Source organism: Actinomadura sp. KC345 (genome assembly GCF_004348515.1).
GTDB lineage: Bacteria > Actinomycetota > Actinomycetes > Streptosporangiales > Streptosporangiaceae > Spirillospora.
In genome coordinates, this window is sequence record NZ_SMKH01000009.1 from 36,047 (window position 1) to 61,757 (window position 25,711).

The 25,711-nt window shown below is 70.5% G+C and carries 19 protein-coding genes; 6 read left to right on the forward strand and 13 right to left on the reverse strand.

Annotation, left to right across the window (positions count from 1 at the left end):
- Window positions 1–18: 18 nt before the first annotated feature.
- The 3 genes from E1281_RS02970 to E1281_RS02980 form a co-directional block, all read right to left on the reverse strand.
- Window positions 19–1,140 carry a glycosyltransferase gene (locus tag E1281_RS02970; protein ID WP_131875549.1) on the reverse strand — a complete coding sequence of 374 codons (1,122 nt, stop codon included), beginning with the start codon at window positions 1,138–1,140 and terminating at the stop codon, window positions 19–21.
- Between the two features lie 203 nt (window positions 1,141–1,343).
- Window positions 1,344–2,606 (reverse strand): nucleotide sugar dehydrogenase, encoded by a 1,263-nt coding sequence (locus tag E1281_RS02975; protein ID WP_243716518.1) that lies wholly within the window; start codon window positions 2,604–2,606, stop codon window positions 1,344–1,346.
- A 29-nt stretch (window positions 2,607–2,635) separates the two neighbouring features.
- Window positions 2,636–4,075 (reverse strand): glycosyltransferase family 4 protein, encoded by a 1,440-nt coding sequence (locus E1281_RS02980; protein WP_243716519.1) that lies wholly within the window; start codon window positions 4,073–4,075, stop codon window positions 2,636–2,638.
- Between the two features lie 54 nt (window positions 4,076–4,129).
- Here E1281_RS02980 and wecB point away from each other — a divergent pair, with 54 nt between their 5' ends.
- From wecB to E1281_RS02995, 3 genes are read left to right on the forward strand one after another with little or no spacing between them, the layout of a single operon-like run.
- Window positions 4,130–5,245, forward strand: coding sequence for a UDP-N-acetylglucosamine 2-epimerase (non-hydrolyzing) (gene wecB, locus E1281_RS02985; protein ID WP_243716527.1), 1,116 nt, complete (start codon window positions 4,130–4,132; stop codon window positions 5,243–5,245).
- Window positions 5,238–5,993 carry an enkurin domain-containing protein gene (locus tag E1281_RS02990; protein WP_131875553.1) on the forward strand — a complete coding sequence of 252 codons (756 nt, stop codon included), beginning with the start codon at window positions 5,238–5,240 and terminating at the stop codon, window positions 5,991–5,993. Before wecB ends, E1281_RS02990 begins: the two co-directional genes overlap by 8 nt.
- 53 nt (window positions 5,994–6,046) lie before the next feature.
- Window positions 6,047–8,173 (forward strand): glycosyltransferase family 1 protein, encoded by a 2,127-nt coding sequence (locus tag E1281_RS02995; RefSeq protein WP_243716529.1) that lies wholly within the window; start codon window positions 6,047–6,049, stop codon window positions 8,171–8,173.
- On the opposite strand, the gene E1281_RS03000 is transcribed toward E1281_RS02995, so the two are convergent.
- Window positions 8,168–8,842, reverse strand: a complete 675-nt coding sequence (locus tag E1281_RS03000) for a helix-turn-helix domain-containing protein (RefSeq protein WP_131875555.1) — start codon at window positions 8,840–8,842, stop codon at window positions 8,168–8,170. The two genes, E1281_RS02995 and E1281_RS03000, sit on opposite strands and share 6 nt — an antisense overlap.
- A gap of 116 nt (window positions 8,843–8,958) precedes the next feature.
- Between E1281_RS03000 and E1281_RS03005 the strand changes: the two genes are divergently transcribed.
- Together E1281_RS03005 and E1281_RS03010 are read left to right on the forward strand one after the other, a co-directional pair.
- Window positions 8,959–9,768 carry a methyltransferase domain-containing protein gene (locus E1281_RS03005; protein WP_131875556.1) on the forward strand — a complete coding sequence of 270 codons (810 nt, stop codon included), beginning with the start codon at window positions 8,959–8,961 and terminating at the stop codon, window positions 9,766–9,768.
- Window positions 9,769–9,876: 108 nt separating this feature from the next.
- Entirely contained in the window at window positions 9,877–10,239 is a 363-nt protein-coding gene (locus tag E1281_RS03010; protein ID WP_131875557.1) for an antibiotic biosynthesis monooxygenase, read from the forward strand.
- A 50-nt stretch (window positions 10,240–10,289) separates the two neighbouring features.
- Here E1281_RS03010 and E1281_RS03015 read toward each other — a convergent pair whose 3' ends face one another.
- On the reverse strand, window positions 10,290–11,306 hold the full coding sequence (locus tag E1281_RS03015; protein ID WP_131875558.1) for a CDP-alcohol phosphatidyltransferase family protein: 1,017 nt from the start codon (window positions 11,304–11,306) through the stop codon (window positions 10,290–10,292).
- A 122-nt stretch (window positions 11,307–11,428) separates the two neighbouring features.
- Here E1281_RS03015 and E1281_RS03020 point away from each other — a divergent pair, with 122 nt between their 5' ends.
- Window positions 11,429–12,907 (forward strand): hypothetical protein, encoded by a 1,479-nt coding sequence (locus tag E1281_RS03020; RefSeq protein WP_131875559.1) that lies wholly within the window; start codon window positions 11,429–11,431, stop codon window positions 12,905–12,907.
- A 9-nt stretch (window positions 12,908–12,916) separates the two neighbouring features.
- On the opposite strand, the gene E1281_RS03025 is transcribed toward E1281_RS03020, so the two are convergent.
- From E1281_RS03025 to E1281_RS03060, 8 genes are all read right to left on the reverse strand, one after another.
- Complete coding sequence (locus E1281_RS03025; protein WP_131875560.1) at window positions 12,917–14,095, reverse strand: glycosyltransferase family 4 protein; 1,179 nt, start codon at window positions 14,093–14,095, stop codon at window positions 12,917–12,919.
- Window positions 14,092–14,880: a hypothetical protein gene (locus E1281_RS03030; protein WP_131875561.1), complete on the reverse strand. Its 789-nt coding sequence runs from the start codon at window positions 14,878–14,880 to the stop codon at window positions 14,092–14,094. The genes E1281_RS03025 and E1281_RS03030 overlap by 4 nt, the downstream gene beginning before the upstream one ends.
- 92 nt (window positions 14,881–14,972) lie before the next feature.
- Complete coding sequence (locus tag E1281_RS03035; protein ID WP_165958763.1) at window positions 14,973–18,374, reverse strand: CDP-glycerol:glycerophosphate glycerophosphotransferase; 3,402 nt, start codon at window positions 18,372–18,374, stop codon at window positions 14,973–14,975.
- Window positions 18,375–18,541: 167 nt separating this feature from the next.
- Window positions 18,542–20,764: a bifunctional glycosyltransferase family 2 protein/CDP-glycerol:glycerophosphate glycerophosphotransferase gene (locus tag E1281_RS03040; RefSeq protein WP_207943072.1), complete on the reverse strand. Its 2,223-nt coding sequence runs from the start codon at window positions 20,762–20,764 to the stop codon at window positions 18,542–18,544.
- Between the two features lie 59 nt (window positions 20,765–20,823).
- Window positions 20,824–22,056 carry an acyltransferase family protein gene (locus E1281_RS03045; RefSeq protein WP_131875563.1) on the reverse strand — a complete coding sequence of 411 codons (1,233 nt, stop codon included), beginning with the start codon at window positions 22,054–22,056 and terminating at the stop codon, window positions 20,824–20,826.
- A 105-nt stretch (window positions 22,057–22,161) separates the two neighbouring features.
- Window positions 22,162–23,340 (reverse strand): acyltransferase family protein, encoded by a 1,179-nt coding sequence (locus E1281_RS03050; protein WP_243716521.1) that lies wholly within the window; start codon window positions 23,338–23,340, stop codon window positions 22,162–22,164.
- Window positions 23,341–23,354: 14 nt separating this feature from the next.
- Window positions 23,355–24,776, reverse strand: coding sequence for an LCP family protein (locus E1281_RS03055; protein ID WP_131875564.1), 1,422 nt, complete (start codon window positions 24,774–24,776; stop codon window positions 23,355–23,357).
- Window positions 24,777–24,882: 106 nt separating this feature from the next.
- The coding region (locus tag E1281_RS03060; protein ID WP_131875565.1) for a TIGR03089 family protein at window positions 24,883–25,711 on the reverse strand (829 nt) is incomplete at its 5' end.

The following is a 25,711-nucleotide window of genomic DNA, read 5'->3' on the forward strand; positions in this document are numbered from 1 at the left end:
ACGGGCCCTGAGCACGGGTCAGAACTCAGGGACGGGTTCGGGGACGAGAACGGGCTCGCGCCCCGCCCAGGCCTCCAGTTGGGCGACGAAGCGCGCGGCGTGGACGGGCCAGTGGTACCGCTCCCGGGCGGCGTGGTAGCCGCGCTCGCCGAGGCCGGTGCGCAGCTCCGGGTCGTCGCGCAGCCGCAGCACGGCCTTGGCCGCGGCCTCCGGGTCGCCGAACGGGACGATCAGCCCGCAGTCGGCGGGTTCCACGATGTCCACGGCCGGCGGGTTCGGGGTGCAGACGACCGGGACGCCGCGCGCCATGTACTCCACGATCTTGGTCGGCATCGAGTGCCGGTAGTTGGGCTCGTCGTGCAGCAGCGCCAGCCCGGCCATCGCCCCCTCGGCGATGCGCAGCGCCCGGTCGTTCGGGACGAACCCGTACCAGCGCAGGGTCCCCTCGCGCTGCGCGTCGCGGAGCGCGTCCTTGACGTCGCCGTCCGCGGCGCCGATCAGCTCGACCAGGACGCCCTCGGCGGCCAGCGGGCGGGCCATCTCCACCATGTCGAGCGCGCCGCGCGCCCGGGACAGCTGGCCGACGTAGACGACGCGGCGGCCGTCCGGCGGACCGGGCTGCCGGTCGGACACGTAGGTGGTGTTGGGCACGACGGGGTGCCGCTCGCGGAACCGGTCCCGGTAGCCCTCCTCGGCGAGCAGCAGCCGGTGCCGCCGCTCGCTGCGCCGTTCCAGGCGGTGGACGGCGGGCCGCAGCACCGGACGCGCGGGGGCGGGCACCCAGCCCTTGGCACCGAGGGCGGCCGCGGTGTCCTCGTGGACGTCCCACACGACGGTCCGCTCGCGCACCTCGCGGGGGAGGGACACCAGCAGCTCGGGGTCGTGGAGGAGGATCACGTCGGCGTAGGCGGCGTGCTCGGTGAGGGCGCGGTGGGCGGCGCGCAGCGCCCGGATGCGCCGCCGCCCGGTGGCCCGCGGGACGTCCACGGGGCTGACCTGCCGCCACGGGGTCGCGTTGCAGGCCCGGAACGGCGCGATGTACGTGACTTCGTGGCCGGCATCGAGCAGCGCGCGTATCTGCCGGTGCAGAATGCGCGCGTCCTCCGGGTGGTGCACCACCGTGCAAACGCAGACCCGCATTACCTCACTCCATGCCGAATCTGTGACCGGATTTCAGCCTCGGTCCGCCCGCGGGTGCGGGCGTCTGCCGTAGGAAGTAGGAAAATCAGTCGACTTCTGCGACCGAGTCTCGGATCCCGATGGAAATTGCCGATGAATTCCCGCTGTCCCCGACGTGGACGCTCCCGGGCGAATCGCCCCCGTGTGGTACGGGGGCGGGCCGATCAGAGGAGCTCCACGGTGTCGTGCTCGGTGTTCCGCGTGCGGCCACGCGTGTCGAAGAGCAGGCGGGCGTGGCGGGTCAGCGTGCCGGCGTCGTAGGGGGCGTGGTCGGCCAGGACGATCGCCAGGTCCGCCGCCTCCAGGGCCGCGGCCAGGTCCGTGCCCGCGTTCGGGACCGAGGTCCCGTCCACGTCCCAGGACGCGATGAACGGGTCGTGGAACGACAGGTCGGCCCCGAGCCGCGCCAGCCGCCGCGCCACCGGGCGGGCCGGCGACTCGCGCTGGTCGGCGATGTCGGCCTTGTAGGTGACGCCGAGGAGCAGGACCCGGGCGTCCTTCAGCGCGCGTCCCTCCCGGTTGAGGAGCTGCTGCGCGCGTTCCGCCACGTAGCGGGGCATCCGGTCGTTGATCTCCTGGGCCAGTTCCACGAACCGGAACGGGTAGCCCAGCGAGCGGACCTTGTACGACAGGTAGTTCGGGTCGATCGGGATGCAGTGCCCGCCGACGCCCGGCCCGGGGCGGAACGCCTGGAACCCGAACGGCTTGGTGGCCGCGCAGTCGATCGCGTCCCACAGGTCGATGCCCAGCTCGTTGCAGAACACCGCCATCTCGTTGACCAGCGCGATGTTGACGTGCCGGTAGGTGTTCTCCAGCAGCTTGGCCATCTCGGCCTCGCGGGTGCCCTTGGCCTGCACGACCTGGTCCACGAACTTGCCGTAGAACGCCGCCGCCGCCGACGCGCACGCCGGGCCGAGCCCGCCGACGATCTTCGGCGTGTTGCGGACCCCGTAGACGGGGTTGCCCGGGTCGATCCGCTCCGGCGAGAACGCCAGGTGGAACTCCTCGCCGGCGACCAGGCCGGACGTCTCCAGGATCGGCCGGACGACCTCCTCGGTGGTGCCGGGGTACGTGGTCGACTCCAGCACCACCAGCGTCCCCGGCTCCAGGCGGCGGGCGACCGTCTCGGCCGCGCCGCGCACGGCGGTGAGGTCGGGGCCGCCCTCCGGCGACAGCGGCGTCGGAACGCAGATGACCACGGTGCGGGCGCCGTCCAGGACGTCCTCGTGCAGGCTCGGGGTGAACCCCGCCTCCAGCATCTCCTCTATCTCGGCCGGCGAGACGTCGTCGATGTGCGACAGACCGGCCTTGAGGCCGGTGACCACGCGCGCGTCGCGGTCGAGGCCGCCGACCCGGAGGCCGGCCCGGCATGCCTCCCGCACGAGCGGCAGTCCGACGTAGCCGAGTCCGATGACCACAAGATCCACGTGACCGGCTCCCTTCGCAGTCCGGGGATTTATGTGCGCGGGTAGGCGGTGCGATATCCGGTCGTCACGGCGCGCCAGGTGCGTTCCGCACGGACCCATTCCCGGGCCGCCTGCCCGATTTTCTGTCTTCTTTCCGGACTGTAAGCCAGGTCTTCCAGACAATTCGCCCATGCTTCCGGGTCTTCCGGAACTGTTAACGCGCCGGTCACGCCGGGTTCCACGATTTCGCGAAGTGCCCTGACTTCACTGGCTATGACGGGGATTCCCCCGGCCATCGCCTCGATCGGCTTGAGGGGCGTCACCAACTGGCAGACCCGGTCCGCCCGGCGCGGAACCGCGAACACATCGAGGACGGCGTGGAATCGGCGAACGGACTCCATCGGCACCCGGCCGGTGAACACGGCGTGAACGCCGTGCCCGGCCGCGCGCCGTTCGAGCGCCGGGCGTTCGGGGCCGTCGCCGACCAGCAGCAGCGTGACGGGCGCGCCGCGGTCGCGCAGCAGCGCCGCCGCGTCGATGAGCGTGTCGATCCCCTCGTAGCCGTAGAACGACGACGTGAGGCCGACGACCGTGGCGTCCGGGGCGATACCGAGGCGTTCGCGCAGGTCGCCGGGGTCCGGGAGCGGTTCGAGGAACGCCTCGTCCACGCCGTTCGGCACGACGGCGATCTTCTCCTCCGGGATGCCGCGGGACGCGATCTCCGCCCGCATGGCCTCGCCCAGCGTCACGACCGCGTCGGCCTCGGCCATGCGGCGCGTCTCCAGCTCGCGGGTCAGCCGGTAGAACTCGTCGGTCTCGCTGTGCGCCGGGTCGCGCGACAGCCAGGAGTCCTCCAGGAAGCCGCGCACCTCGTACACGACGGGCAGCCCGTACCGCCGGCCCAGCTCCAGCGCGACGGCCGCGTTCAGGTGGTTGCTGACCGCGTGCAGGACGGACGGCCGCAGCTCCTCGACCAGGCGTCCGGCCAGATCGGCGCTCGTGCCGACGGCCCGGAGCGGATCGCCCGGCGGCAGCCACGGAAGCAGCCGGTGGTACGGGACGCCCTCGACGTCCACGCGCGTCCGGGCGTCGCCGACGCCCTGGCTGAGCGGGTACCCGAGCCGCGTCACCACGTGGGTGTCGAGCCCCGCCTCCCGCTGGGTGGCGGCGATGCGGTGCGTCCGGACGGTGTAGCCCGCGTTCGTGCAGGGCAGTGCGTTCGTCACGAACTGGAGCACGACGCCCGCGGACGGCGCGGCCCCCGACACGGACTCGCGGGGCGGCGGCGCATGGGCCAGCAGGCGGCGCAGATCGGCCGTCTCGCGCTCGACGTCCCGGGGCTTCGCGACGGCGAGACGGGAGCGCCGCAGCCGGGCGCCGGGCGGGGTCCCGGCGAGCAGCCGGACCGCCAGCCGGGACGCCCGGCCGGGATCGTCGCGGACCTGCCGCCAGGCAAGTCCGGCCAGGTAGACGGGCTTTTTCGGGATCACGGCGGGCGAGCGTAGGCAACCCCGATGAACAGAAGGGAAATTGTGTTGGCACCCATCGTGCACGTCCTCGGGGCGCGGCCGAACTTCGTCAAGGCCGCCCCGGTGATCAACGCGCTGCGCGCCGCCGGCGCGGAGCAGACGGTGGTCCACACCGGCCAGCACTACGACGCGCGGATGTCGGAGGTCTTCTTCGACGAGCTGGGGCTCCCCGAGCCCGACGTCAACCTCGGCGTCGGCTCCGGAGGGCACGCCGAGCAGACGGCCGCGCTCCTCGTCGGGCTGGAGAAGGAGTTCACGAGCCGTTCACCCGCGCTCGTCATCGTGTACGGCGACGTGAACTCGACCATCGCCGCCGCCCTCGTCGCGGCCAAGCTGCAGATCCCCGTCGCCCATGTGGAGGCCGGGCTGCGGAGCTTCGACATGTCCATGCCGGAGGAGGTCAACCGGCGGGTCACCGACCAGCTCTCCGCGCTCTGCCTGGTCACGAGCCCGGAGGGGATCGGGCACCTCGCGCACGAGGGCGTCCCGGTGGAGCGGACGCACCTGGTCGGCAACCCGATGATCGACACGCTGCTGGCGAACCTCGGCTCGTTCGACACCGGCGCGGTCCGGGAGGCGCACGGGCTGCCCGAGCGGTACGTCCTGGCGACCATGCACCGGCCCGCGAACGTGGACGAGCCCGAGACGGCGGCGGCGCTCGTCCGGCACCTGCACGGCGTCGCCGACCTCGCCGACCTGGTCATCCCCGTCCACCCGCGCGGCCGGGCGACCCTGCTGGCCGCCGGGCTCGACGACCACGCGGGCGTCCACATCCTGGAGCCGCTCGGATACATCGACTTCATCGCCGCCGTGCGCGGGGCGGCGGCGGTCGTCACGGACTCGGGGGGCCTCCAGGAGGAGACGACGATCCTCGGGGTGCCGTGCCTGACCGTCCGGCCGAACACCGAGCGGCCGATCACGATCACCCACGGCACGAACCGGCTCGTCACGTTCGAGGAGCTGGTCCCGGGGGTGCGTAAATGCCTGGACGGGGGGTCAGGGGGGTCGTCCCCCCTGAGCGGCACGGTACTGGAGTCGGGCGCGCAGGCGGGCGACCGCAGGCCGCCGCTGTGGGACGGCCACGCCGGCCCGCGCATCGCAGAAGTGATCATGGAGTTCCTGAGTGAGTGACGATGCCGAGGCCGCCGCGCGGCAGGAGGCGAAGGCGTACCAGCAGCTCGGACGGCTGAAGTCCACGCTGCGGGAGCGCGAGGCGCGGGTCGAGGAGCTGGAGAAGCAGCTCGCCGCGCTGGAGCGCTCGACGGCGCTGCAGTTCGGGCGGCTCGTCGCGGGTGCCGCGCGCAACCCCAAACGCGGCCGGCGCCTGCCCAAGGACCTGTACCGGCTCTGGCGCAAGCGGAACGCGCCCGTCGCGGCGTCCGGCTCCTCCCGGGGCGGCGGCGTCCAGCCCGACCGCGTCGACCGTCCCGAGAACCGCCTGCTCGTCGCGGGCCCCTGCGACCGGCTGATCATCGCGGGCGTCCTCGGCCCGCGCACGGCCCCGCTGCTCGCCGAGCACGCCAAGGTCGTCCCGCTGTACCCGCACGACGCCGCGATCGTCCTCGACGGGGCGGACGTGGACATGGTCGTCGTGGACGCGGAGGCCGGCGAACCCGGCGGCCCCTGGGCCTACCTGGGCGTTCCCGGCATGTACGACCGGGACGCCGCGCTGCACGGCATCCGGGAGATCGCCGCCGCCCGCTCGCTCCCGCGCGTCCTGATCGGCGCGGAGCCGCCCGCCACCCTCGCGTCCCTGACCTGGGACGCGGTGCTCCCGGACGGCGCCACCGACCCGGACCGGCTCGACGCGCTCCTCGACCCCGGGGGGCCGCCGGGGGGCGCGGGGGACCGTCCCACCACGAGCGACACAGTCCGTTGAAAGGAACCACCGTGCGACCACGTGCCCTCGTCTACGGCGACGTCGATCTCAACATGATCGACGGCTCGGCGATCTGGGCCCAGGGCATGGTCCAGGCACTGGCCCGGGCCGGCTGCGAGGTGACCCTGGTCCTCAAGGCCCCGATCGAGACCGGACGCCTCGTCGACCCGCTGCGCGCCCTGCCCGGCGTCACCGTCCGCAGTCCCCACGCCGAGGGCCTGTTCGACGGCGCCATGGTCGCCAGGCACGCCGCGACGATCCTCGCCCGCATCGACGCCGAGAACCCGCACGACCTGGTCGTCGTCCGGGGCCGCCGCCTCGCGGGCAAGCTCTCCATGGGGCCCCTGGCCGGACGTCTGTGGACGTACCTCACCGACGTCCCGCAGTCCGCCGCCGAGTTCGCCGCGTCCGCCAAGGGCGAGCTGCGCCGGATCGCCGACGCCTCCCGCGTCCTGCTGTGCCAGACCGAGGAGCTGCGCGGCTTCCTGGAGGCCGCCGTGCCCGCCACGGCGGGCAAGAGCGTCCTGTTCCCGCCCGTGGTCGTCCTCCCGGACGGCCTGGAGCCCCGCCCCGCCGGGTCACCGGACGGCCGCACACTCCGCCTCGTCTACACCGGCAAGTTCGCGCCGCGGTGGAACACCTACGAGATGACCTCCCTGCCGCGCCTGCTCGCCATCCGCGGTGTGGACGCCGAACTCCACATGGTCGGCGACAAGATCCACGACGACCCCGCCGACCCGGGGTTCGCGGCCCGGATGCGGACGGCGCTGGAGACCGGCGAGGGCGTCGTCTGGCACGGCGGCCACCCGCGGGCCGAGGCGATGCGGCTGACGGCCGCCTCCGACGTGGGCGTCTCCTGGCGGAGCGCCGACATGGACGCGAGCCTCGAACTGTCCACGAAGGTCCTGGAATGCGGCACGCTGGGCGTCCCGGTCGTCCTCAACCGCACACCCATGCACGAACGCCTCCTCGGCACCGACTACCCGTTGTTCGCCGCCAGCGAGAACGACGTCCTGGACGCCCTCACCCTCATCGGCAAGAACCCGGACGTCTTCGACCTCGCCGTGGACCGCTGCCGCTCCGCCGCCGCCGAATTCACCCTGGACGCCGCCGCCGACCGCCTCCGCACGTACCTTTCCCAGGAATTCCCGGAGCCGTCCGAGGCGGTCCTCTCCGTCAAGGCGCGCCGTCTTCGCGTCGGCGTGGCAGGCCATGACCTGAAATTCTTCACCCGCCTCCTCGACTACCTGCGTTCACGTCCCGACCTGGAGATCCGGGTTGACCACTGGGCCGCGCTCAAGGCACACGACGAGAAACGCAGCCAAGACCTGGTCGACTGGGCCGACGTCGTCATCTGCGAATGGTGCGGCCCCAACGCCCTCTGGTACGCGAAGAACAAGCGCCCCGACCAGCGCCTCGTCGTCCGCCTGCACCGCTTCGAGCTGTACGCGCCCTGGCCGAAGCAACTGAAGATCGACGCGGTGGACGAGGTGATCTGCGTCAGCCCGCACTACACCTCCCTGACCCGCGAGATCACCGGCTGGCCCGCGGAGAAGGTCGTCACCGTCCCCAACTGGGTGGACGACGCCCAACTCGACCGCCCCAAGCTCCCCGGCGCCGAACACCACCTGGGCATGATCGGCATAGCCCCCGCCCGCAAGCGCCTCGACCTGGCCCTGGACGTCCTCGAAGAACTCCGCCGGGACGACCCCCGCTTCACCCTCTTCGTCAAATCCAAACTCCCCTGGGAGTACTGGTGGATCTGGCAGAAGGAGGACGAGCGCGCCCACTACGAGAAGGTCTTCCGCCGCATCCGCCGCTCCCGGTTGCTGTCAGGCGGTGTGGTCTTCGACTCCTACGGCCGCGACGTGGCCTCCTGGCTGCGCCGAATCGGCTTCGTCCTTTCCACCAGCGACGACGAGAGCTTCCATCTGGCCCCCGCCGAAGGAATGGCCTCCGGCGCCATCCCCGCCCTGCTTTCATGGCCGGGCTCCGACACCATCTACGACTCCCGCTGGATCCATGAGACCCCCTCGGCAATGGCGGCCTCGATCGCGGCGACCGTTTCCGAGGGCCGCTGGCAAACCGAAGGAGCCCTGGCCCGCAGCCAGGTCATAACCACCTACGGCCTGGACGAGGTATGCCGCCAATGGACGGACGTCCTCACCAGGAGGTCATGAGACCCGCTCGGGCCGGGGCACCGAGGCGAAACGCGACAGCCTGAGCCACTCAGGGGCCGTCCGGCGGAGCGCTTCAGGTCCTTGGACCTCGACCGCACCGGCCCGCACCGCGTCCTGCCACCGGATGTCGCCCCGCCATATCAGGACCATGTGCCGCAGATCGGCGATCACCGTCACCGACACCTCGTAGCCGGGGTCGACGTCGCACACGTCCGCCCCGCCGGGCGTGAGGACGAGCCACCAGTGGCGGTCCCGGGCGGGCACGTCCCGGAAACTGAAAAGCACGACCGTCCGCCCGGCGGGAACGGCATCGCAGTCGATGTTGCGCCGCACGTCCCACATCAGCAGCTTGGGATCGAGGTCGCGATCGCCGAGTTCCCCGACCCAGCGGACGCCCCACACGGCGAGCGCGTCGACCACCGGCCGCAGCTCCTCACCGGCCGGGGTCAGCACATACCGGTCGGCCCGCTTGTCCACGACACCCGCGCGAACCAGCTGGTTCAGCCGCTTCGACAGCAGCGTCGGGGATATCCGAGGCACGCCCCGGCGCACCTCGTTGAAATGCTCGCTCCCGGACAGCAGCTCACGAATGATCAATAAGGTCCAGCGCTCATCGAGCAGTTCCATCGCCTTGGCGACGGGACAGAACTGGTAGTACGAAGCCCCCATGTTCCGCAGGCTAGAGCGCTCCCGCCCCTCCGACCAGCCTCCGGTACAGATCCTGGACTAGGAGCGGCGCCCAACGCGTCCATAACGTGGCTACCAGGACACGAGGGGAGCCCGTCATGGGGGACATCAAGACCAAGCACCGCAAGATGTGGGCATTGGGCGACTACCCGGCCCTGGCCAGCGAGATCATCTGGGACCTGGGCGGCGTACTCGCCCGGGCGACGGGCGTCGGAAGCGGCGACCGGGTCCTGGACATCGCGGCCGGTTCCGGCAACGCGGCGATCGCCGCCGCGCGGGCCGGCGCCACCGTGGTCGTCAGCGACCTGACACCGGAACTGCTGGAGGCGGGCCGCAAACAGGCCGCACGCCACAACGTCACCCTGAAATGGCAGGAGGCCGACGCCGAGGCCCTGCCGTTCGCCGACGCCGAGTTCGACGCCGTCATCTCCTGCGTGGGCATCATGTTCGCCCCGCACCACCAGGCGGCCACGGACGAGATGCTCCGCGTCTGCCGCCCCGGCGGCACGATCGGCGTCCTCAACTGGACGCCGGAAGGCTTCATCGGCCAGATGTTCGCCACGATGAGGCCGTACGCCCCGCCGCCCCCGCCGGGCGCGCAGCCGCCGCCCCTCTGGGGCGACCCCGACCACGTCCGAGCCCTGCTGGGCGACCGCGTGACCGACCTCCAGGCCCACCGCCAGAAGATCCGCATCACCGGCTTCGAAACTCCGGAAGCCTTCCGCGACTACTTCAAGGCCCGCTACGGCCCCACCATCGCCGTCTACAACCACATAGCCGACGACCAGGACAGGGTGGCCGCCCTGGACGAGGCCCTGGCCGACCTGGCCCGCCGCAACGACCAGGGCACCTCGAACCTGACCGTGGACTGGGAGTACCTCCTCCTGACCGCCCGCAGGCACCCCTGATCGAACTCGGAAACGCCCATGGCGACTTGACCTCAACCGCGGTCGAGGTCCAAGGCTTGGTCGCGGACGAGGGCGCCGGCCCGACCGCCGATCTTGAGGAGACCGCCCGTGGCCATCGACGACGGCTTTTATTCGATCATCGACTACACCGTCGACGGCGTTGACACCCAGAAGGAGCTCGTGGCGGCCTTCGCCGAGATCCAGGAGCGTTGGGTGCGCTTCTATCCCGGCTACCGATCGGCCCGCTTCCACGTCAGTACCGACGGCACCCGTGTGTACAACATCGTGCACTGGGCCAGCGAGGCCGACTACCGCAACTTCGTGGAGACGTCCGACACCGAAGGCCGGATGGCCGCCATCACCGAGGCCCTGCGGAGCCTGTCGGGCACGGCGGAACCGCGCATGAGCGGCATCCCCACCTACACCGTGACCGCGGAGGTCGGCCCCGGACCACAGCGCCTGGACCCCTGACCGAACCCGCGGCCCACGTCGAGGGCCACAGTTCGGTGTCGAACAGCGGGTCAGCCGGAGCTGGTGGTCACCGGGGTGGGGTGGGCCTCGTACAGGTCGGCGGGAAGTTGGGCGCGGTAGTCGTCGATCTTGGCGTTCAGTTTGGCCAGGTTGCGACTGTAGTCGCGGCTGGCCAGCCAGAACTTGTAGATGATGACCAGTTCGAAGGCGACCAGGCCGGCGCCGCTGACGGCCACCACCGGGATGATGGCGCCGGAGATGATGGCGGCGGCGATGGGGGCGATGATGAAGACGCCCATCTGGAACTCGATGCCGCTGATGAGGTGGGGGCGGATGCGGCCCGCCATCAGGACGTTGCGGATGCGGGCGTACCAGGGGAAGCGGCGGTCGAAGCCCTGCTGGAGGGTCCGGGCGGCGGGGTCGTCGCCGATGACGCGGTCTTCCATGTCGGCTTCGGGGTCGTCCGCGATGGCCTCTTCGGCGGAGAGCAGGTCGTCGTCGGGGAGGCCGCCGTTGGCGCGTTCCGCGGCGGCCAGTTCCAGGGAGTGCGCCTCGCGGCGGGCGGCGTTGAGGGTGGAGCGCATCTGGGAGCGGACCTTGTAGATCTCCAGCGCGTCCATGTAGCGGAGCATGTCGAGGAACACGACCGCCAGGGCCGTCCAGACGTAGGCGACGTTGCCGGTCGCGGCGTACTGGCCGCCCATGAGGGCGATCGCGCAGGCCAGGACGCGGACGCGGTCGAAGATGTAGTCGAGCCAGGCGCCGAAGACCGAGCCGGTGCCCTTCAGGCGGGCGACCTTGCCGTCCATGCAGTCGAGCGTGAACGACAGGTGGTACAGCAGCGCGCCGACGAGCAGCCACGGCCAGGACGCCACGGCGAAGCACGCGCCGGCGGCGAGGCCGAGGACGAGGGCTCCCACGGTGAGTTGGTTCGGGGTCACCCGCGTCCGGTTGGCCGTGAACCTGACCAGCCTGGAGGCGAGCGGGTCTACCAGGAGAACCGTCCACCAGGCGTCACGCGCCTTGTACGTCCGTTGCCGAACGTCCTCGAGCGTGAAGTTCGCCATGGAGATCCTTTCCTTGTGGGAAGCCGTTCGATGTTATCGGCTGTCCGGTTCGCCTCCGGCATTGTCTCCGAGTCGTGATCGTGTCTCAGGATTATTGCCAACACTGTGGGTAGTTTTTGCTGGTGCGCGCCCGACCTGTGCTGATTCATCTGCCCTTGGCCGTCGTGCTCGTCCCGGCGATCCTGATCCGGGTCGTGGCCGTGCTCGGGTATCCGGCGCCGATGTGGTTCGGGGACTCGCCCGAGTACCTGGAGGCGGCGATCGAGGGGCGGCCGGGCAGGACGCGTCCGTCCGGATACTCGGTCCTGCTGTGGCTGATCAAGCCGTTCCACAGCTTCACGCTCATGGTGTCGGTGCAGCATCTCATCGGCGTCCTGACCGGTGTGCTGGTGTACGTGCTGGTGTGGCGTGCCGCCCGGGCGGTCTGGCCGGACGGGCGGCGTGTCTGGGTGCCCGGGGTGCTCGGGGCGGTGCTGGCGGTCCCGGTGCTGATCCCGGTGCATCAGATCGCCCTTGAGCACATGCTCATGTCGGACGCGCTGTTCACGTTCCTGCTGCTCGCGGCGGTCGCGGCCGTTCTGTGGCGGCAGCGGATGACCTGGTGGCTGGGGGCGCTGGCGGGGCTGTTCGCGGCGGGCGCCGCGTTGACCAGGTCGACCGGGCTGCCCTTGATCGCGGTGCTCCTGGTCGCGATGCTGCTGCGGAGGGCGGGCCGGCGTGCCTGTGTCAGCGCGGCGGCGGTGTTCGTCCTCCCGGTCGCCGGGTACATGCTGGCGTTCCAGTACGTGTACGGCGAGTTCAAGCTGGCCATGGCCAACGAGATCTGGCTGTACGGGCGCACGGCGGACTTCGCCGACTGCCGGGTCATCGAGCCGCGGCCCGAACTCGCCGTGATGTGTCCCGAGCACACCGACTCGCGGGTCTCACCGGCGTTCGCCTCCATGTGGACGGAGGATTCCCCGTTCCGGGACATCCCCGGCTGGATCTACAGCGAGCAGGCAAGCTCGCTCTCGGGCGAGTTCTCGCGGGAGGCCATCAAGGCGCAGCCCGGCGACTACGCGCGGGTGGTCGTCCGCGACACGTTCCGGGCGTTCGAGTGGGAGCGCGAGCCGTACCCGACGCCGTGGACGTGGTTGCAGTACGAGTTCCCCGAGGGCGAGGAGTGGAGCGACGAGCAGAAGCGGCTCGCGGCGAGATACGACCCGGGGGGCGGGGGCGAGACGCGGGTCGTCGATCCGTGGAGCGGATGGATGCTCGCCTACCAGGACCATGTCGTCATGCCGGGCACGATCCTCGGCCTTCTGCTGCTCGGCGGGCTCGGGGGAGCGTTCCTGCATGTCCGGGTGCGCGGCCGGTGGCGGCCGATGCGGCCCGTCCGGCACTGGGCGACCGGTGCCCTGCTGCCGTGGGGGACGAGCCTGGCGCTGCTGGTCATCCCCGCCGCGACGGCCGACTTCGACTACCGCTACGTCCTGCCCGCCGTCCCCTTCGCCTGCGTGGCGCTGGCTCTCGGCGTCCTCCCGCCATCGCGCCGCCACACCCCGGAACCCGCCGAGCCGGAAGCGCACACGGAACCGGAAGACGTCCTGGAACCGTCCTGACCAGCCGGGCTAGCGCCCCGACTTCCGGCGGGGCGCGGCGCGCAGCTGGGCGAGCATCTTCTCCCACTGGCCGGCCACGACCGTGATGTCGTACTTCTCCGCCGTGGCGCGGGCGTTACGGGCCATCTGGTGCCGCAGCCTCTCGTCGTCGATCAGCCGGATCAGCGTCTCGGCGAACGCGTCGGGGTCCTCCGGCGGGACGAGCAGCCCGTCGTGGCCGTTGCTGATGATCTCGCGGGGGCCGCGCGGGCAGTCGAAGCCGACGACCGGCAGCCCGCACGCGAACGCCTCGATGATCGTCATGCCGAACGGCTCGGCGCGCGACGACATCGCCAGGATGGACGCCTTGGCCAGCTCTCCCTCCATGTCGTCGGTGGGCTCCATGAGCAGGACGTTGTTGTACAGCCCGAGCCGGGTGGCCTGGCGGAGCAGCTGCTCGCGCCGCACTCCCCGGCCGTAGATCCGCAGCTGCCACTCCGGGTGCTTCTCCACGACCTTCGTGAACGCGCGGAGCAGCAGGTCGTACCCCTTGATCCACACCATGCGCCCGGCGGCCACGACGACCTTGTTCTCCTGCCGGGACCGCGGATACACCCCGCTCGGGAGGCCGTTTCCGATCGTGTAGACGGGGCACGTCCCGTCCGGGAACCCGGCCTCGTAGTCCTCGCGGTCGGCGACCGTCAGGCAGGTGAGGGCGTCCAGGCGCGGGTACCACTTCTCGATCTCGGCCAGGATCCCGGGCTCGTGGATGCCGAACTGGAGATGCTCCTGGCCGACCACGACGACCCGGCGCGGGGTGAACCGCGCCGCCGCGATGTTGAGCCCGGCGCGGGTGGCGACCAGCACGTCGGTGCGGAGCCGCTGCAGGAAGCGGGTGATCCGCACGTCGGTCCAGGCGGAGAACTTGGTGTAGCTGCGCTCCTCCGGGTGCACCATCGCGGACGGTTCGGCCATGAGCCGCTCCGCGCGGGCGGTGTTCGGCCACGGCACCTTCGCGCCCGGCCGCAGGTCGACCAGGGAGCGCAGCCGGACACGGTCCGGCAGCGGGAAGGCGGGCAGGTCCGCGTTCCGCAGCACGCTGACGATCTCGACGTCGTGGCGGCGGGCCAGTTCGCCGGCGAGGGTGAACGTGCTGCGCACGGTGCCGTCGATGGCGGAGGCGTCCAGCAGCATGAACGTGATCTTCACGCGGCCTCCCCGTTGAGGAGGTGGGCGGCGACCGACAGTTCGTCCTTCAGCGTGTAGTACGGCCGCACCGACATCTGCCGACCGCCCGCCTCGGTGGTCTGCCGCGGGAAGGACACCTTGCCGCGCTTGCCGGGCGCGTCGTCCAGCCGGGTCGCGAGGCGGGCGTGCACGTCGGCCACGTCGAGCCAGAGGTCCCAGAGCGCGGGCTCCTCGGCGGCGAACACCTCCACGGGCAGGCAGACCTGGAACTCCATCCCGTCGAGCCTGAGGTCCCGCGTCAGGGTGTCGCGCGTGTCGCGGGCGACTGCGACGAGCCGTGCGTCCTGCCCCGGGCGCGGGCCCGTGTAAGCGAGGCGTCCCGTCACCCTGATCTCGCCGTCGCCCGGGTACACCGCTTCCACCTCGGCGTGCGGGGACACCTTCCGGACGCGGAGCGAGACCTGCCCCTCCGGGGAGCGGACGACGCGCACGGCCCGGTCGCGGCGGATGCCCGCATAAGTGCGGGCCTCGTCGTAGGAGAACCCGGGGTCGTCGGTCAGCAGCGGACGGTCGCTACTTCGGCCGTAGGCGCCGCCCGCCCCGGTCAGCACGTCCCACCTGCCCGTGGCGATCCCGTCCAGCGGGAGGGTGAGCGACGTGCGGTCGCCGCGGACGGGCTCCTCGCGCGTCTCACCGGACGCGCGGTGCCGCAGGATGACCAGCTCACCGTCCGGTAAGGGCGTCGACCACCGGATCACCAGGTCGTCGTCAACGCCGACCCTGAAATGGTTCGCCACCGCGTCCAAGGCCCGTGCCTTCCCCCAAAAAATCCCATATGCAGGCGCGAAGCCTACCAATGGCCCCGCGGTGCACGACCGCCGAACCGGCCCCAATGGTCTCAGTCGTCCGTTCCGAAGACACGGTCCACGGTGCGGGCGGCGGCGTGGCCGTCGTCGAGGGGGCAGAAGCGGGCTACGAAGTCCTTGTAGCGGGCCGTGTGGCCCGCTGTGACCGAGTCGACGTCGCGGATGGCGTCGATCAGGTCGTCGGACGTCTCGACCAGCGGTCCCGGGGATTCCGCCTCGAAGTCGAAGTAGAAGCCGCGCAGGCGGTCGCGGTAGTCGGCCAGGTCGTAGGTGAAGAACAGCATGGGACGGCCGGTGTTGGCGAAGTCGAACATCACCGACGAGTAGTCGCTGATCATCATGTCGGAGATCAGGTACAGCTCGGTGATGTCGGGGTAGAGGGACACGTCCCGGACGAAGCCGTGCTCGTCCTCGGTCACGCCGTCCACGACGTTGGTGTGCAGGCGGATCAGGAGGACGTGGTCGTCGCCGAGTGCCTGGCGGGCGCGCTCCAGGTCGAGGCGCATGTCGAACTTGTAGCGGCCGCGGCTGTAGTACTGGTCGTCGCGCCAGGTCGGCGCGTACAGCACGACGCGCTTGCCCTCGGGGATGCCGAGCCGCTCCTTGACCCGCTTGGCGACCGCGTCCGCCTCCGGGCTGTGCATCAGGTCGTTGCGGGGGTAGCCGACCTCCAGCATCTCGCCCTTGAACCCGAACGCGCGACGGAAGATCTCCGTGCTGAACGGGTTGGGCGACAGCAGGTGGCTCCACTCGGGGACGACGGGCCCGGTGGACTTCGCCTGCAGCGCCTTCTTCATGCCGGGCGTGTAGGCGAAGTGCACCTCCTTGATGTCCTTGCCGATCTTCTTCAGCGGGGTGCCGTGCCACGTCTGCAGGACGATCTGGTCCGGGTGCCGCTGGAAGTCGTCGCCGAGACGGTGGTTCGTCACGATGTAGCGGGACGTGGCGAGCGCCTCGTTCCACTCCTTGCCGTTCAGCCGGACGGGCTTCAGCGTGCTCGGCAGCTCCACCTGCGCGTCGTTGACGACCCAGAGCTGCTCCAGGCCGGAGCCGCGGCGCAGCAGCTCCTGGTGGATCGACTTGGGGCTGTCGGAGTACTGCCGGCCGCTGAAGCAGGAGAACAGGACGGTGTCGCGCAGCCCGTCGCGGTCGACGCGGCGGCGTGCCTCCTCGCGGTGCTTCTTCCAGGCGTTCTTCTCCTCCGCGGAGACGTCGCCGGTCACCGACACGACCAGCCGCCCGTCGCGCCCTTCCAGCGCGTAGCCGCGCCGCGCCACCTCCAGCGGCTCGGGGAGGTTCTTGTGCGCGGGCTCGGACAGGCGGACGGTCAGCGCCCGCTCCCCGGGGGGACGGAACAGCACGTCCCAGCGGCCCGGACGCAGCGGCAGCACGCCCGCGACGCCCGGCATGGCCGCCACCGGGATCTCCGCGCGCAGCACGCCGGAGGACGCGTCGGTGACGAGGTCGAAGGCGTACTCCTTGCGGCGGCCCCGCCCGCGCAGGACGATCTGCCCGCCGGTGTGGGCGCTGTGCGTCGCGGTCAGCGCCAGTGCGCCCTCCGGCCGCCAGGTGCAGTCGCCGACGACCAGCCGGGTCGTGGTGCGCCGGACGCGCAGGTAGCCGCTCGGGCCGCGGCCCGCGGTGACCTCCAGGGGACCGAAGGCCCGCTCGATGTCGTCGATGCCCTCCGCGAGCACCAGCGGACGCCCGCCGGCGTCGACCGTCCAGTCGCGGGTGTCGTCGATCTGGTCCGGCGGCATCGGGGACCCCTCGAGCGCCTGCGGGTCGACGCGGGCGGTGAGGCGGCCCTCGGACTCGGTGACCGGGACGGTGACGTGGTCGTCGCCCAGCGTCAGGACCAGCTCGTCGGGCGCCTCGCCCGCGGCCTTCAGCTCGATGACGAGCGCGTCGCCCTTCCACCGCAGGGCGGTCGCCTTCACGCCGACCTTCTCGACCTTGATGACGAGGTGGCCTTCCTCGATCCGCGGGACGACGCGCACGTCGTCGGCGACGTAGTGGTACGGCGGGTGGGCGCCGGTGCCGGAGCTGCCGCCCCGCAGCGCGCCCTGCCGGAACACGCCCGCGTTGAACACCGACGCCTGGACGTCCCAGTCGCCCTCGGCCCAGGCGCCGTGGTCGCGGAGCCGCCGCACGTCGAAGGTGAACTCGAACCCCGACCAGCCGGACTTCTTACCGGGTTTCGGGGTCTGCCTGGCCTTCGCGACGATCTTCCGCTTGCCGGACCGGAGCGTGATCGTCTTCACCGACGTCCAGCGGCGCCGCATGCTGACCGAGTTGATGTACGCCTCACCGGTGACGGTGAGCCTGTCGCCCTCCCAGCTCACGGTGTGGACGCGCCCGCGCATCCTGACCTCGTCGCGCGCCCGGTAGATGTCGCGCGGGATGTCGAGCGAGGAGTCCTTCCAGTACGGGTAGACGACGTACCGGCGCAGCGGGTCGCGGACGATCGACGGCTGCGCCTTCCCCCGCTGGTACCGGACGACCTTCACCAGCTCGGTCGTGTGGCCGGTGGTGGCGAGGTGCCACTTCAGCCGGGTCAGCGCCTTCGTGCCGGCGAGCAGCTTCGCGGGGATTCCCGACGCGTACGCGGCGGCCTGCGCGACCACCTGGTCGCGCTCCTCGGCGGGGATGTCCGGCAGGGCGTCCAGGAACACCCGCAGCTCGTCGTTGACGGCCATGAGCTGGAGCTGGTGCCGGGACTTGGCGTGCCCCTCCTCCTCCAGCCAGGACGTGGCGAGCGTGACGGCGCCGAACCCGTCCGCGATCTCCTGCGCCTCCGTCGTCGGCTCGAACAGGTCGCTCTGGCGGTGCAGCACCACGTCCGCGAGTACGTCGACCGCCGCGGCCCGGTGCAGGGCCTGGACCACCAGGGGCAGGTCGTCGTAGCGGCCGAGGTCGGGGAACTCCAGCTCGTTCGCCGTCCAGAACGAGCGCCGGAACAGCTTCCCGGACACCTTGCGGTCCTCGATCAGCTCCGGCGTGCGGCCCAGGTCCGTTCCGGTGACCGGTTCGGCGGCCGGCTTGACCGGACGCCACCGCGCCACCTGGCCCGTCCACCTGCGGACGGCCGCGCGGCCGAGCGCGACGTCCGACCCGGACTCCCGCAGCGCCGCCGCCAGCGTCGCCACCGCGTCCGCCGGGAACTCGGCGCCGCCGTCGGCGAACAGCAGGAAGTCGCCGTCGCTCTCGTCGACGCCCAGGTTGCGCGCCGCGCCCCGGCTCAGCGCCCCCTTCCGGATGACCCGGAACCGGTCGTCGGGGACGACGGTCTCCGCGGTCGCGCCGGTGCCGTCGTCCATGACGAGCACGTCCAGATGCGTGTGCGTCTGGGCCGCGAGCGACTCCAGAGTGCCGGGCAGTGTCTCCCCGGCTCCGTGGGCGAGCACGATGACGCTGATCCGGGGGGAGGGCAAGCGACCACTCCTTCGAGCACTCGGCGGCCCGGCGCCTGTGCCGGGTCGTGGGGGACGGCAATACTGCGCAGCGGCGTGCACCCGAGGGGGCGGGCACGGCGGGGGAGCACCGGAGCGTCTGGGCGGATGTTACTGCGCGGCGGGGCGCCGCGTGGCCTGTCTTGCGCCTACTGCGGCGGGTTCGAGACCTTTTCGCCGAGGAACATCCGGCGGACGGCGCGCTCGGCCGCGTGTCCATCGTCCCACGGGCAGAACCGGGCCTTGAAGTTCGCGAGGTCCTTGGCGGCGGCGTCGCCCCACGGCGACCGCGAGACGAACGCGTCGACCAGCTCGGCCTCGGTCGAGGCGACGACGCCGGGCGGGGTCGCCATCAGGTCGAAGTTGACGCCGCGGGTGAGCTTGTAGGTCTCCCAGTCGTTGGCATAGATCACGATCGGCTTCTCGAGGTTGGCGTAGTCGAACATGATCGACGAGTAGTCGGTGAGGAGCGCGTCCGAGGCGATCGCGACGTCCTCGACCGAGGGGTGCTTGGAGACGTCGATGACCCGGCCCTCCGGCCAGCCCATGTCCGCCGCCATGTTCGCGATCTTGTAGTAGTAGTGCGCCCGCAGCAGCAGCACGTGGTTCTCGCCGAGCTGCTCCATGACCCGGCCGATGTCGAACATCGGGGTGTAGCGGCGCTGGTAGTCGCGGTGCGTCGGGGCGTACAGGATCGCGGTCGACCCGGCGGGGACGCCCAGCTCGGCGCGCAGCCGCTCCCGCTCGTCCTCGCCCGCGGTCACCAGGCGGTCGTTGCGGGGGTAGCCGATCTCCAGCATCTCGTACTTGCACGGGAACCCGCGCTCCCACGCCTCGGTCGACAGCGGGTTGGACGAGACGAGGTAGTCCCAGCGGTCCGATCGGGCGATGAGGGCCTTGAAGTCCATGTCCTTGGCGCCGACCGGGAAGTCCATCTGGTCGAGGCCCATCTTCTTCAGCGGGGTGCCGTGCTGGGTCATCATGTGCACCTGCCCCGGCCGCTTCACGTACTCGTCGGGGAAGTTGACGTTGTTGACGAAGTACTTCGCGCGGGCGATCGTCCGGTAGTACTCGGCGGACCCGAAGACGACGTACTCCACGCCCTCCGGCATGGTCTTGCGCCCGCCCCGCTTCACCACCCAGACCGGGCGGATGTGCGGCGCCAGCTCCCGGACCTTCTCGTAGATGGCCGCCGGGTTGCAGGCGTAGCCGCGGCACCAGTAGGCCGCGAACACGGCCAGGTTCTCGTCGATCGGCCGCTGCCGCTGCATCCGGTAGTAGGGACGCTCCTTCGCGAGGTCCTTCGACATCCGCACGCCGCGCCGGCCGGCACGGGTGATCTTGCGGCCCCTCCGGCGCGCCTTGTGCTTGGTGTCCTGGGCGTGCACCCGCTGGTAGCCCCGGTAGTCGTTCGCCTTGATCATCCGGTGCTTGTCGGCGAGGAACGGCTTGTCCTCCGGCGCCGGCGGGACGTGCCCCTCGGGCTCGTACCTGTTGTACGTCTTGGACATCTCGGCGAAGAACCGCTCGTTGTCCGCCTCGTGGACGCGGTCGCCGCGCTCGATGATCACGAGCAGGTGCCAGATCGTCCGGTCGAACATCAGCGAGCGGAACGGGTCGGCCTTGGGGCCCATCCCGTCCATGAACTCGAAGATGCGGTCGTACTGCGCGAACGCGTCGAAGTGCTTGGCGCCGGTCGTCCTGGTGATCGCCCCGCGGCGGCGCTGCCGGTAGATGTAGCAGACCCGGTCCAGCAGGCTCAGCCGCTCGGCGGCCATGAGGATCGGGTAGGTGACGTTGAGGTCCTCGTAGAAGCCGCCGCTGAACCGCAGCCCGAGGTCGAGCAGGAACTCCCGGCGGATCGCCTTGTTCCACGCCGTCATCATCATCTCGAGGACGCTCGGGCGCTCCTCGAGCGTGAACACGTCCGGCGCGGGCGGCTCGCGGAACAGGTGGTTGATGATGCTGCGCTTGACCCGGCCGTTCCAGTAGGCGCGCGCGTAGTCGAAGACCAGCACGTCGGGCCGGGTCTCCTCCAGCCGCTCCACGATGGCCCGGACGGCGCCCTCGGTCGCGTAGTCGTCGCTGTCGAAGAACCACACGTAGTCGCCGGTCGCCATGTCGAGGCCGATGTTGCGGGCGTGGCCGAGCCCGACGTTCTCCTCGAGGTGGCGCACCCGCACCCGCGAGTCGCGCTCGGCGAACTCGTCGAGGATCTCCCCGCAGCCGTCCGGTGAATGGTCGTCGACCGCGATGACCTCGAGGTTGGGGAGGTCGGGATCGAGGATGGAATCCAGGCACTGCCGGATGTACCCCTGCACTTTGTGCACGGGCACGATGACGCTCAAGGAGATGTCGTTTTCACTGCTCACACGTGGGCCAATCAGCTACTCGGTGAATCTGGACTATACCCGCAAGTGGTAGGTAAATCTTATGTCCTGCCATGCGTGGGCTTGAGCAGCCACTTGGCCTTGGGCTCGACCGCCCGGTGCGTCAGGCGCTGGACAGGCGCGGTGGCGAGGACCACGCCGAGCGCGACCGCCGCCAGGGTGACGCACACCAGGCCGAGCGGTGTGTGCAGGACCGGCTCGGCCAGTACGCCGGTGTAGTCGAACGTCTTCACGATGAGCCCATGGAGCAGGTACACGTACATGGAACGCGTCCCCATCCGCGTGTACCAGCTCGTCTCACGCGGGATCACCGCGAGGAACGCGGCCCCCAGGAACACGGCGAACGCGAGCGCGAGAAGGCGGTAGCCCGACCCCTCCAGGGCTCCGTACCCCATGTCGTCATAACCCTTGTTCCAGAGGATGAAACTGCGGTGGATGTCCGGGATGACCGTGCCCTTCTCCCAGACGTAGGCGACGGGCAGGGCGATGACCAGCACGGCGAGGCCCGCCCAGCGGGCCCAGGAGCGGCGGAGCCACTGGATGTGCCTGGGCTCGATCGTCAGGCCCAGCACGAAGAGCGGCAGCAGCCCGGCCGTGCGGCTGAGCGTCGAGTCGGCGGTGAACGCCCAGGACCCGGCGACGAGGCTCAGCGCCACCGAGGTCAGGACGGGGTAGCGGAGGTGGCCCCACAGCGGGACGCTCAGCCGCCAGAAGACCATGGCGACCAGAAACCACATCAGGAAATGTGGTCGGAAGAGCTCACTCACCTTGAAATCGACATCATTGATGAGGATGAGCTGCGCCCGATATAGCAGGATAAAAATTACATAGGGGACGATCAGCGTGGGGAAAATGCTGCGGAACTTGTCCGTCGAGCGCATGAACCCGCGGGAGAAGTAGCCGGCGATGAAGACGAAGACCGGCATGTGGAAGCTGTACAGGACGACGTAGGCCGCCTTCGCCGCGTTGCTGTCCCCGAACTCGGCCCAGACGTGCCCCACGACGACGAGCGCGGCCGTGAAGAACTTGGCGTTGTCGAAGAAGGCGTCGCGCTGCCGCGGTGCCGCCGCCCGCCCGCCTCCGGGCCGCCCGTCTCGCGTCGCGCCGTCCCGCGCGGTGCCTTCCGGTGCGGTGCTGCCCGATGCGGTGCTGCCCGGCACCATGCCGCCGTTGACGTCCGGGAGGGTGACGTCGGGGGCGGTGGCGGCCCGCGTGCCCGAGCCCGGGAGGGTTCCGGACGGGGACGGGCGCGACGGGGGGTAAGTGTCGGTCATCTCTCCGAAGATTCGCTTAGTGCGTGACAAACGTTCACCTGAGAGGCATGGGCGACTCTAGTCCCTGATGGGGGGAGATGTTGCCAGATGTGCGAGTTCGGCCTGCTAGCCCTTCCGGTTCGGCCGGCGCAGGGGCGTGAACACCCACGTCATCTTGGGCTCCAGCGCCCAGCTCATCGTCCGTACGACCCACTTGGTGCACAGGAGCGTTCCGATCGTCATCGCGATGACGATCACGATGAGGATGCCGGGCACCGTGTGCATCCAGTCCATGCTCCACCCGTCGGTGAAGTTCATCGTCCGGGTGAGGAACCCGTGGAGCAGGTAGGCGTACAGCGTGGCCGCGCCCAGCCCCGTGAACCAGTAGCGCTTGCGCGGGATCTGGGTCAGGAACGCGGCGACGAGCACGGCCGCGCAGGCGAACATGGCCATCCGCATGAGCGAGCCGGAGAAGTTGCCGACGTTGAACGCCTCATGCGGGTGCTTCCAGTAGATCCAGCCCCGCGACATCCGGTCCATGACGAAGAACGCGCCGCCCACCCCGGCGAGGAGTACCACCGCCCCGATCGGGCGCAGGACGGGCTTCTTCAGCAGCTCGAAGTGCTCCGGCCTCAGCGTGAGGCCGAGGACGTAGAACGGCAGCAGGCCGAGCACCCGGTGGATGTCGAACGTGTCGCCGAGGTCGCTCATGTACGCCAGCAGCGCGATCCCGATCGCGACCGCGAGCGGCCAGCGGATCTGCTGCCAGACCGGGGTGGACAGCCGCCACAGGAAGAGCGCGCACAGGAACCACGTCAGGTAGTACGGGCTCAGCAGGCTGATCTCGAGCTTGTTGCCGCCTGCGAGCCAGTGGTACAGCGAGTAGGCGGTCTCGAACACCACGTACGGCACGCCGACGGTGGTGATGAGCCTGCGCGCCTTGCCGGCGGAGAACGTCCAGTTCCGCGAGAAGTAGCCGGTGATCAGAACGAACAGCGGCATGTGGAACATGTAGATGAACAGGTACAGCCCCTGCGCGAGCGGGACGTCCTGCAGGTAGGCCAGGGAGTGGCCGACCACCACCAGGAGGATCGCGAAGTACTTGGCGTTGTCGAAGAACGGGTCGCGCTGCTTGCGCGGCGGCGGCGCCTCCGCGGCGCCGGTGGCCGCGGCGCCGGCGGCCCCTCCCGTGCCGACCGCACCCACCGAGGGCGCCTCCGGAACCGCCGCCGTCGGGTCCATGGAGAGCGGCTGATCGGCGCGCGGCGCCGTGCCGGCCCCGGAAGGCCTCGTGGTGTAGGTCATACGCTGCCCCGGTCTTAGGTCTCCTTGCAGATGTCATCGTTGGCGCGGATCTCGCCCTGCTGCTTGGGGATGCCGCCGCCGGCGCTCTTCAGGTTCGTCCAGTCGCCGCCGACGACGAGGTCCACGACACCGGGTGTTCCGCCGCTGCGCGGAGCGGGCTTCGGCTTGCTCGGAATCATCCCGGCCAGCGTCTGCGCTCCCTGGTCCGCACCGGAACCGTACATGACCTTGGTGGTCGAGGTGGTGGAGGGCGCGTTCCCGCCGACCGAAACCTGGAAGCCCTGCGACTCCAGGTCCTCGGCGACGCGGCTCGCCTGGCCGTCGATGCCGCTGCCGTTGAAGACCCGCACCCGCACCTGGCTCGGCTGGACCTTCGGCCGGCTGCCCGGCTTGGGCTCCTTCGGCACCGTCTTGTCGTTGCGGACGGCGGCGAAGAAGGGCTGTGCGGACTCGCTGAGCGCGACGCGGTTCGGGTCCTGCGGGTCGGGACCGGACGGGACGGTGACGAAGCGCAGCTTGCCCGACGACATGCCCTGCATCTCCCGGGCGATGTCCATCATGACCTGCGGCGTCAGCTCCTCGTCGGTGGTGAGCGACTTGGTCACCGCGTTCATCAGGTCGACGAGCTTCTTGGGATTGCTGAGCGTGCCCGCGCTCAGCGCCTTGTTGGCGAGCGCCCCCATGAACTTCTGCTGGCGCTTGATGCGGTCGAGGTCGGAGCCGTCGCCGAGCCCGTGCCGGACGCGCACGTACGCCAGCGCCTGCTCGCCCTTGATGTTGTGCTTGCCCGCGCTCAGGTTGAGCTTGGACTGGGGGTCGTTGACGGCCTTCGGCAGGCACACCGGGACGCCGCCGACGGCGCTCGTGATGGACTTGAACCCGTTGAAGTCGACCTGCATGAAGTGGTCGATGCGGACGTTGGACAGGCTCTCGATCGTCTTCATGACGCAGGCCGCGCCGCCGTTGGTGAACGCCGAGTTGATCTGGGCGCGGGGCTGGGCCGGCACCACCGAGCCGTCCCGCTTCTTGCAGGACGGCATCGGGACCATCAGGTCGCGGGGGAAGCTGATCGCCATCGCCTGGCCGCCGCCGGGGGACAGGTGCAGCAGGATCATCGTGTCCGAGCGGGGCGGCTCGTTCTTCATCTGGCGGCCGTACTTGGCGTTGCCCCCGGCGCGGGTGTCGGACCCGAGCAGCAGGATGTTCATCGCCTCGTTCAGCTTCTTCGGCCGGTCGGGGCCGAGCTGGGCGTTGACGTCCTCGTGCGAGATGTTCCCGAACGCCTGGCGGTACAGCCCGTAGGTCGTGAGGGAGCCGAGCACCATGACCACCGACAGCCCGATGCACACCCATCCGAGGATGCGCCAGCCGCGTCGAGGCGCCGGGTGCGGGTCGGCGTCGTCGACGTACTCCATGTACATCGGGTTGCTGTTCATCGGCTCCGAGATCCGGGTCTAGGGCTGGGGTCCGGGGTGGTCGCCCCAGCAGAGGCAGGCCCGCTTTCAGGGGTCGTGTGGCTGGACGAGGGCAAGGCGAGCGTAGTCAGGTCAGCCGGCGCGGGTGCCCCGATTCGTCATTCCATCCGGGCAGACCGGCCACCACCGTCACATGCTCCACGGTGACCCGACGATCTAGTGCGGCTTTGTCGAAGTTTCGTTGGATTATGACGGAAGCACCCGAGATTAGTGGTGCCAGCAAGCCGGTCAGTACCCCGTCGAGTGTGGCGAACGGCATGCCAACCAGAAGCCGGTCGCGCGCGTCCAGCTCCCACTTCTCGGCCGCCGCGCGGCCGGCCGTGACCAGCTCCGCGCCGGTCAGTGTGGCGTTTGTCACACTCATCGCGGGCGTCTCGGGCGTCACTTCGGGCCCCGGGACGAACCGGTCGCCGTAGGTGCGGACCTCCGCGGCGTAGTCGGTCACGCCCGGCGGGCAGTCGGCGAGCGGCCCGCCCAGCGCGTGCAGCGACAGCCCGACGATCTCCTCGGCCCCGCCCGTCAGTCCCTCGTCGGTGAGCACGTCGTCCAGCACCTCCTGCGCGGCCGCCAGGATGTACGGTTCGGCGGCTCCTACTGGTTCGACCCCGTTCGGCCCGGTTCTGTTCGGACCGGTCGCGCCGCGTCCACGGAAGGCGTCCGGGTCGAGCGGCTCCACCAGCAGCCCGGCGGACCAGCAGGCCATCAGCCAGACCGGGGTCTGCCAGTGCGGCGGCAGGACGAGGACGGCCCGCGTCCCCGGTTCGGCGGCGAGACCGTCGACGAGGAAGTTCGCCGTCTTGGCCACCCAGTTGTCGAACGTCCGCGCGGACAGCTCGACGCGCTCGCCGCTCGCGTCGTCGTAGAAGGTCACCAGCGGGTTGGACGGGTCGTCGGCC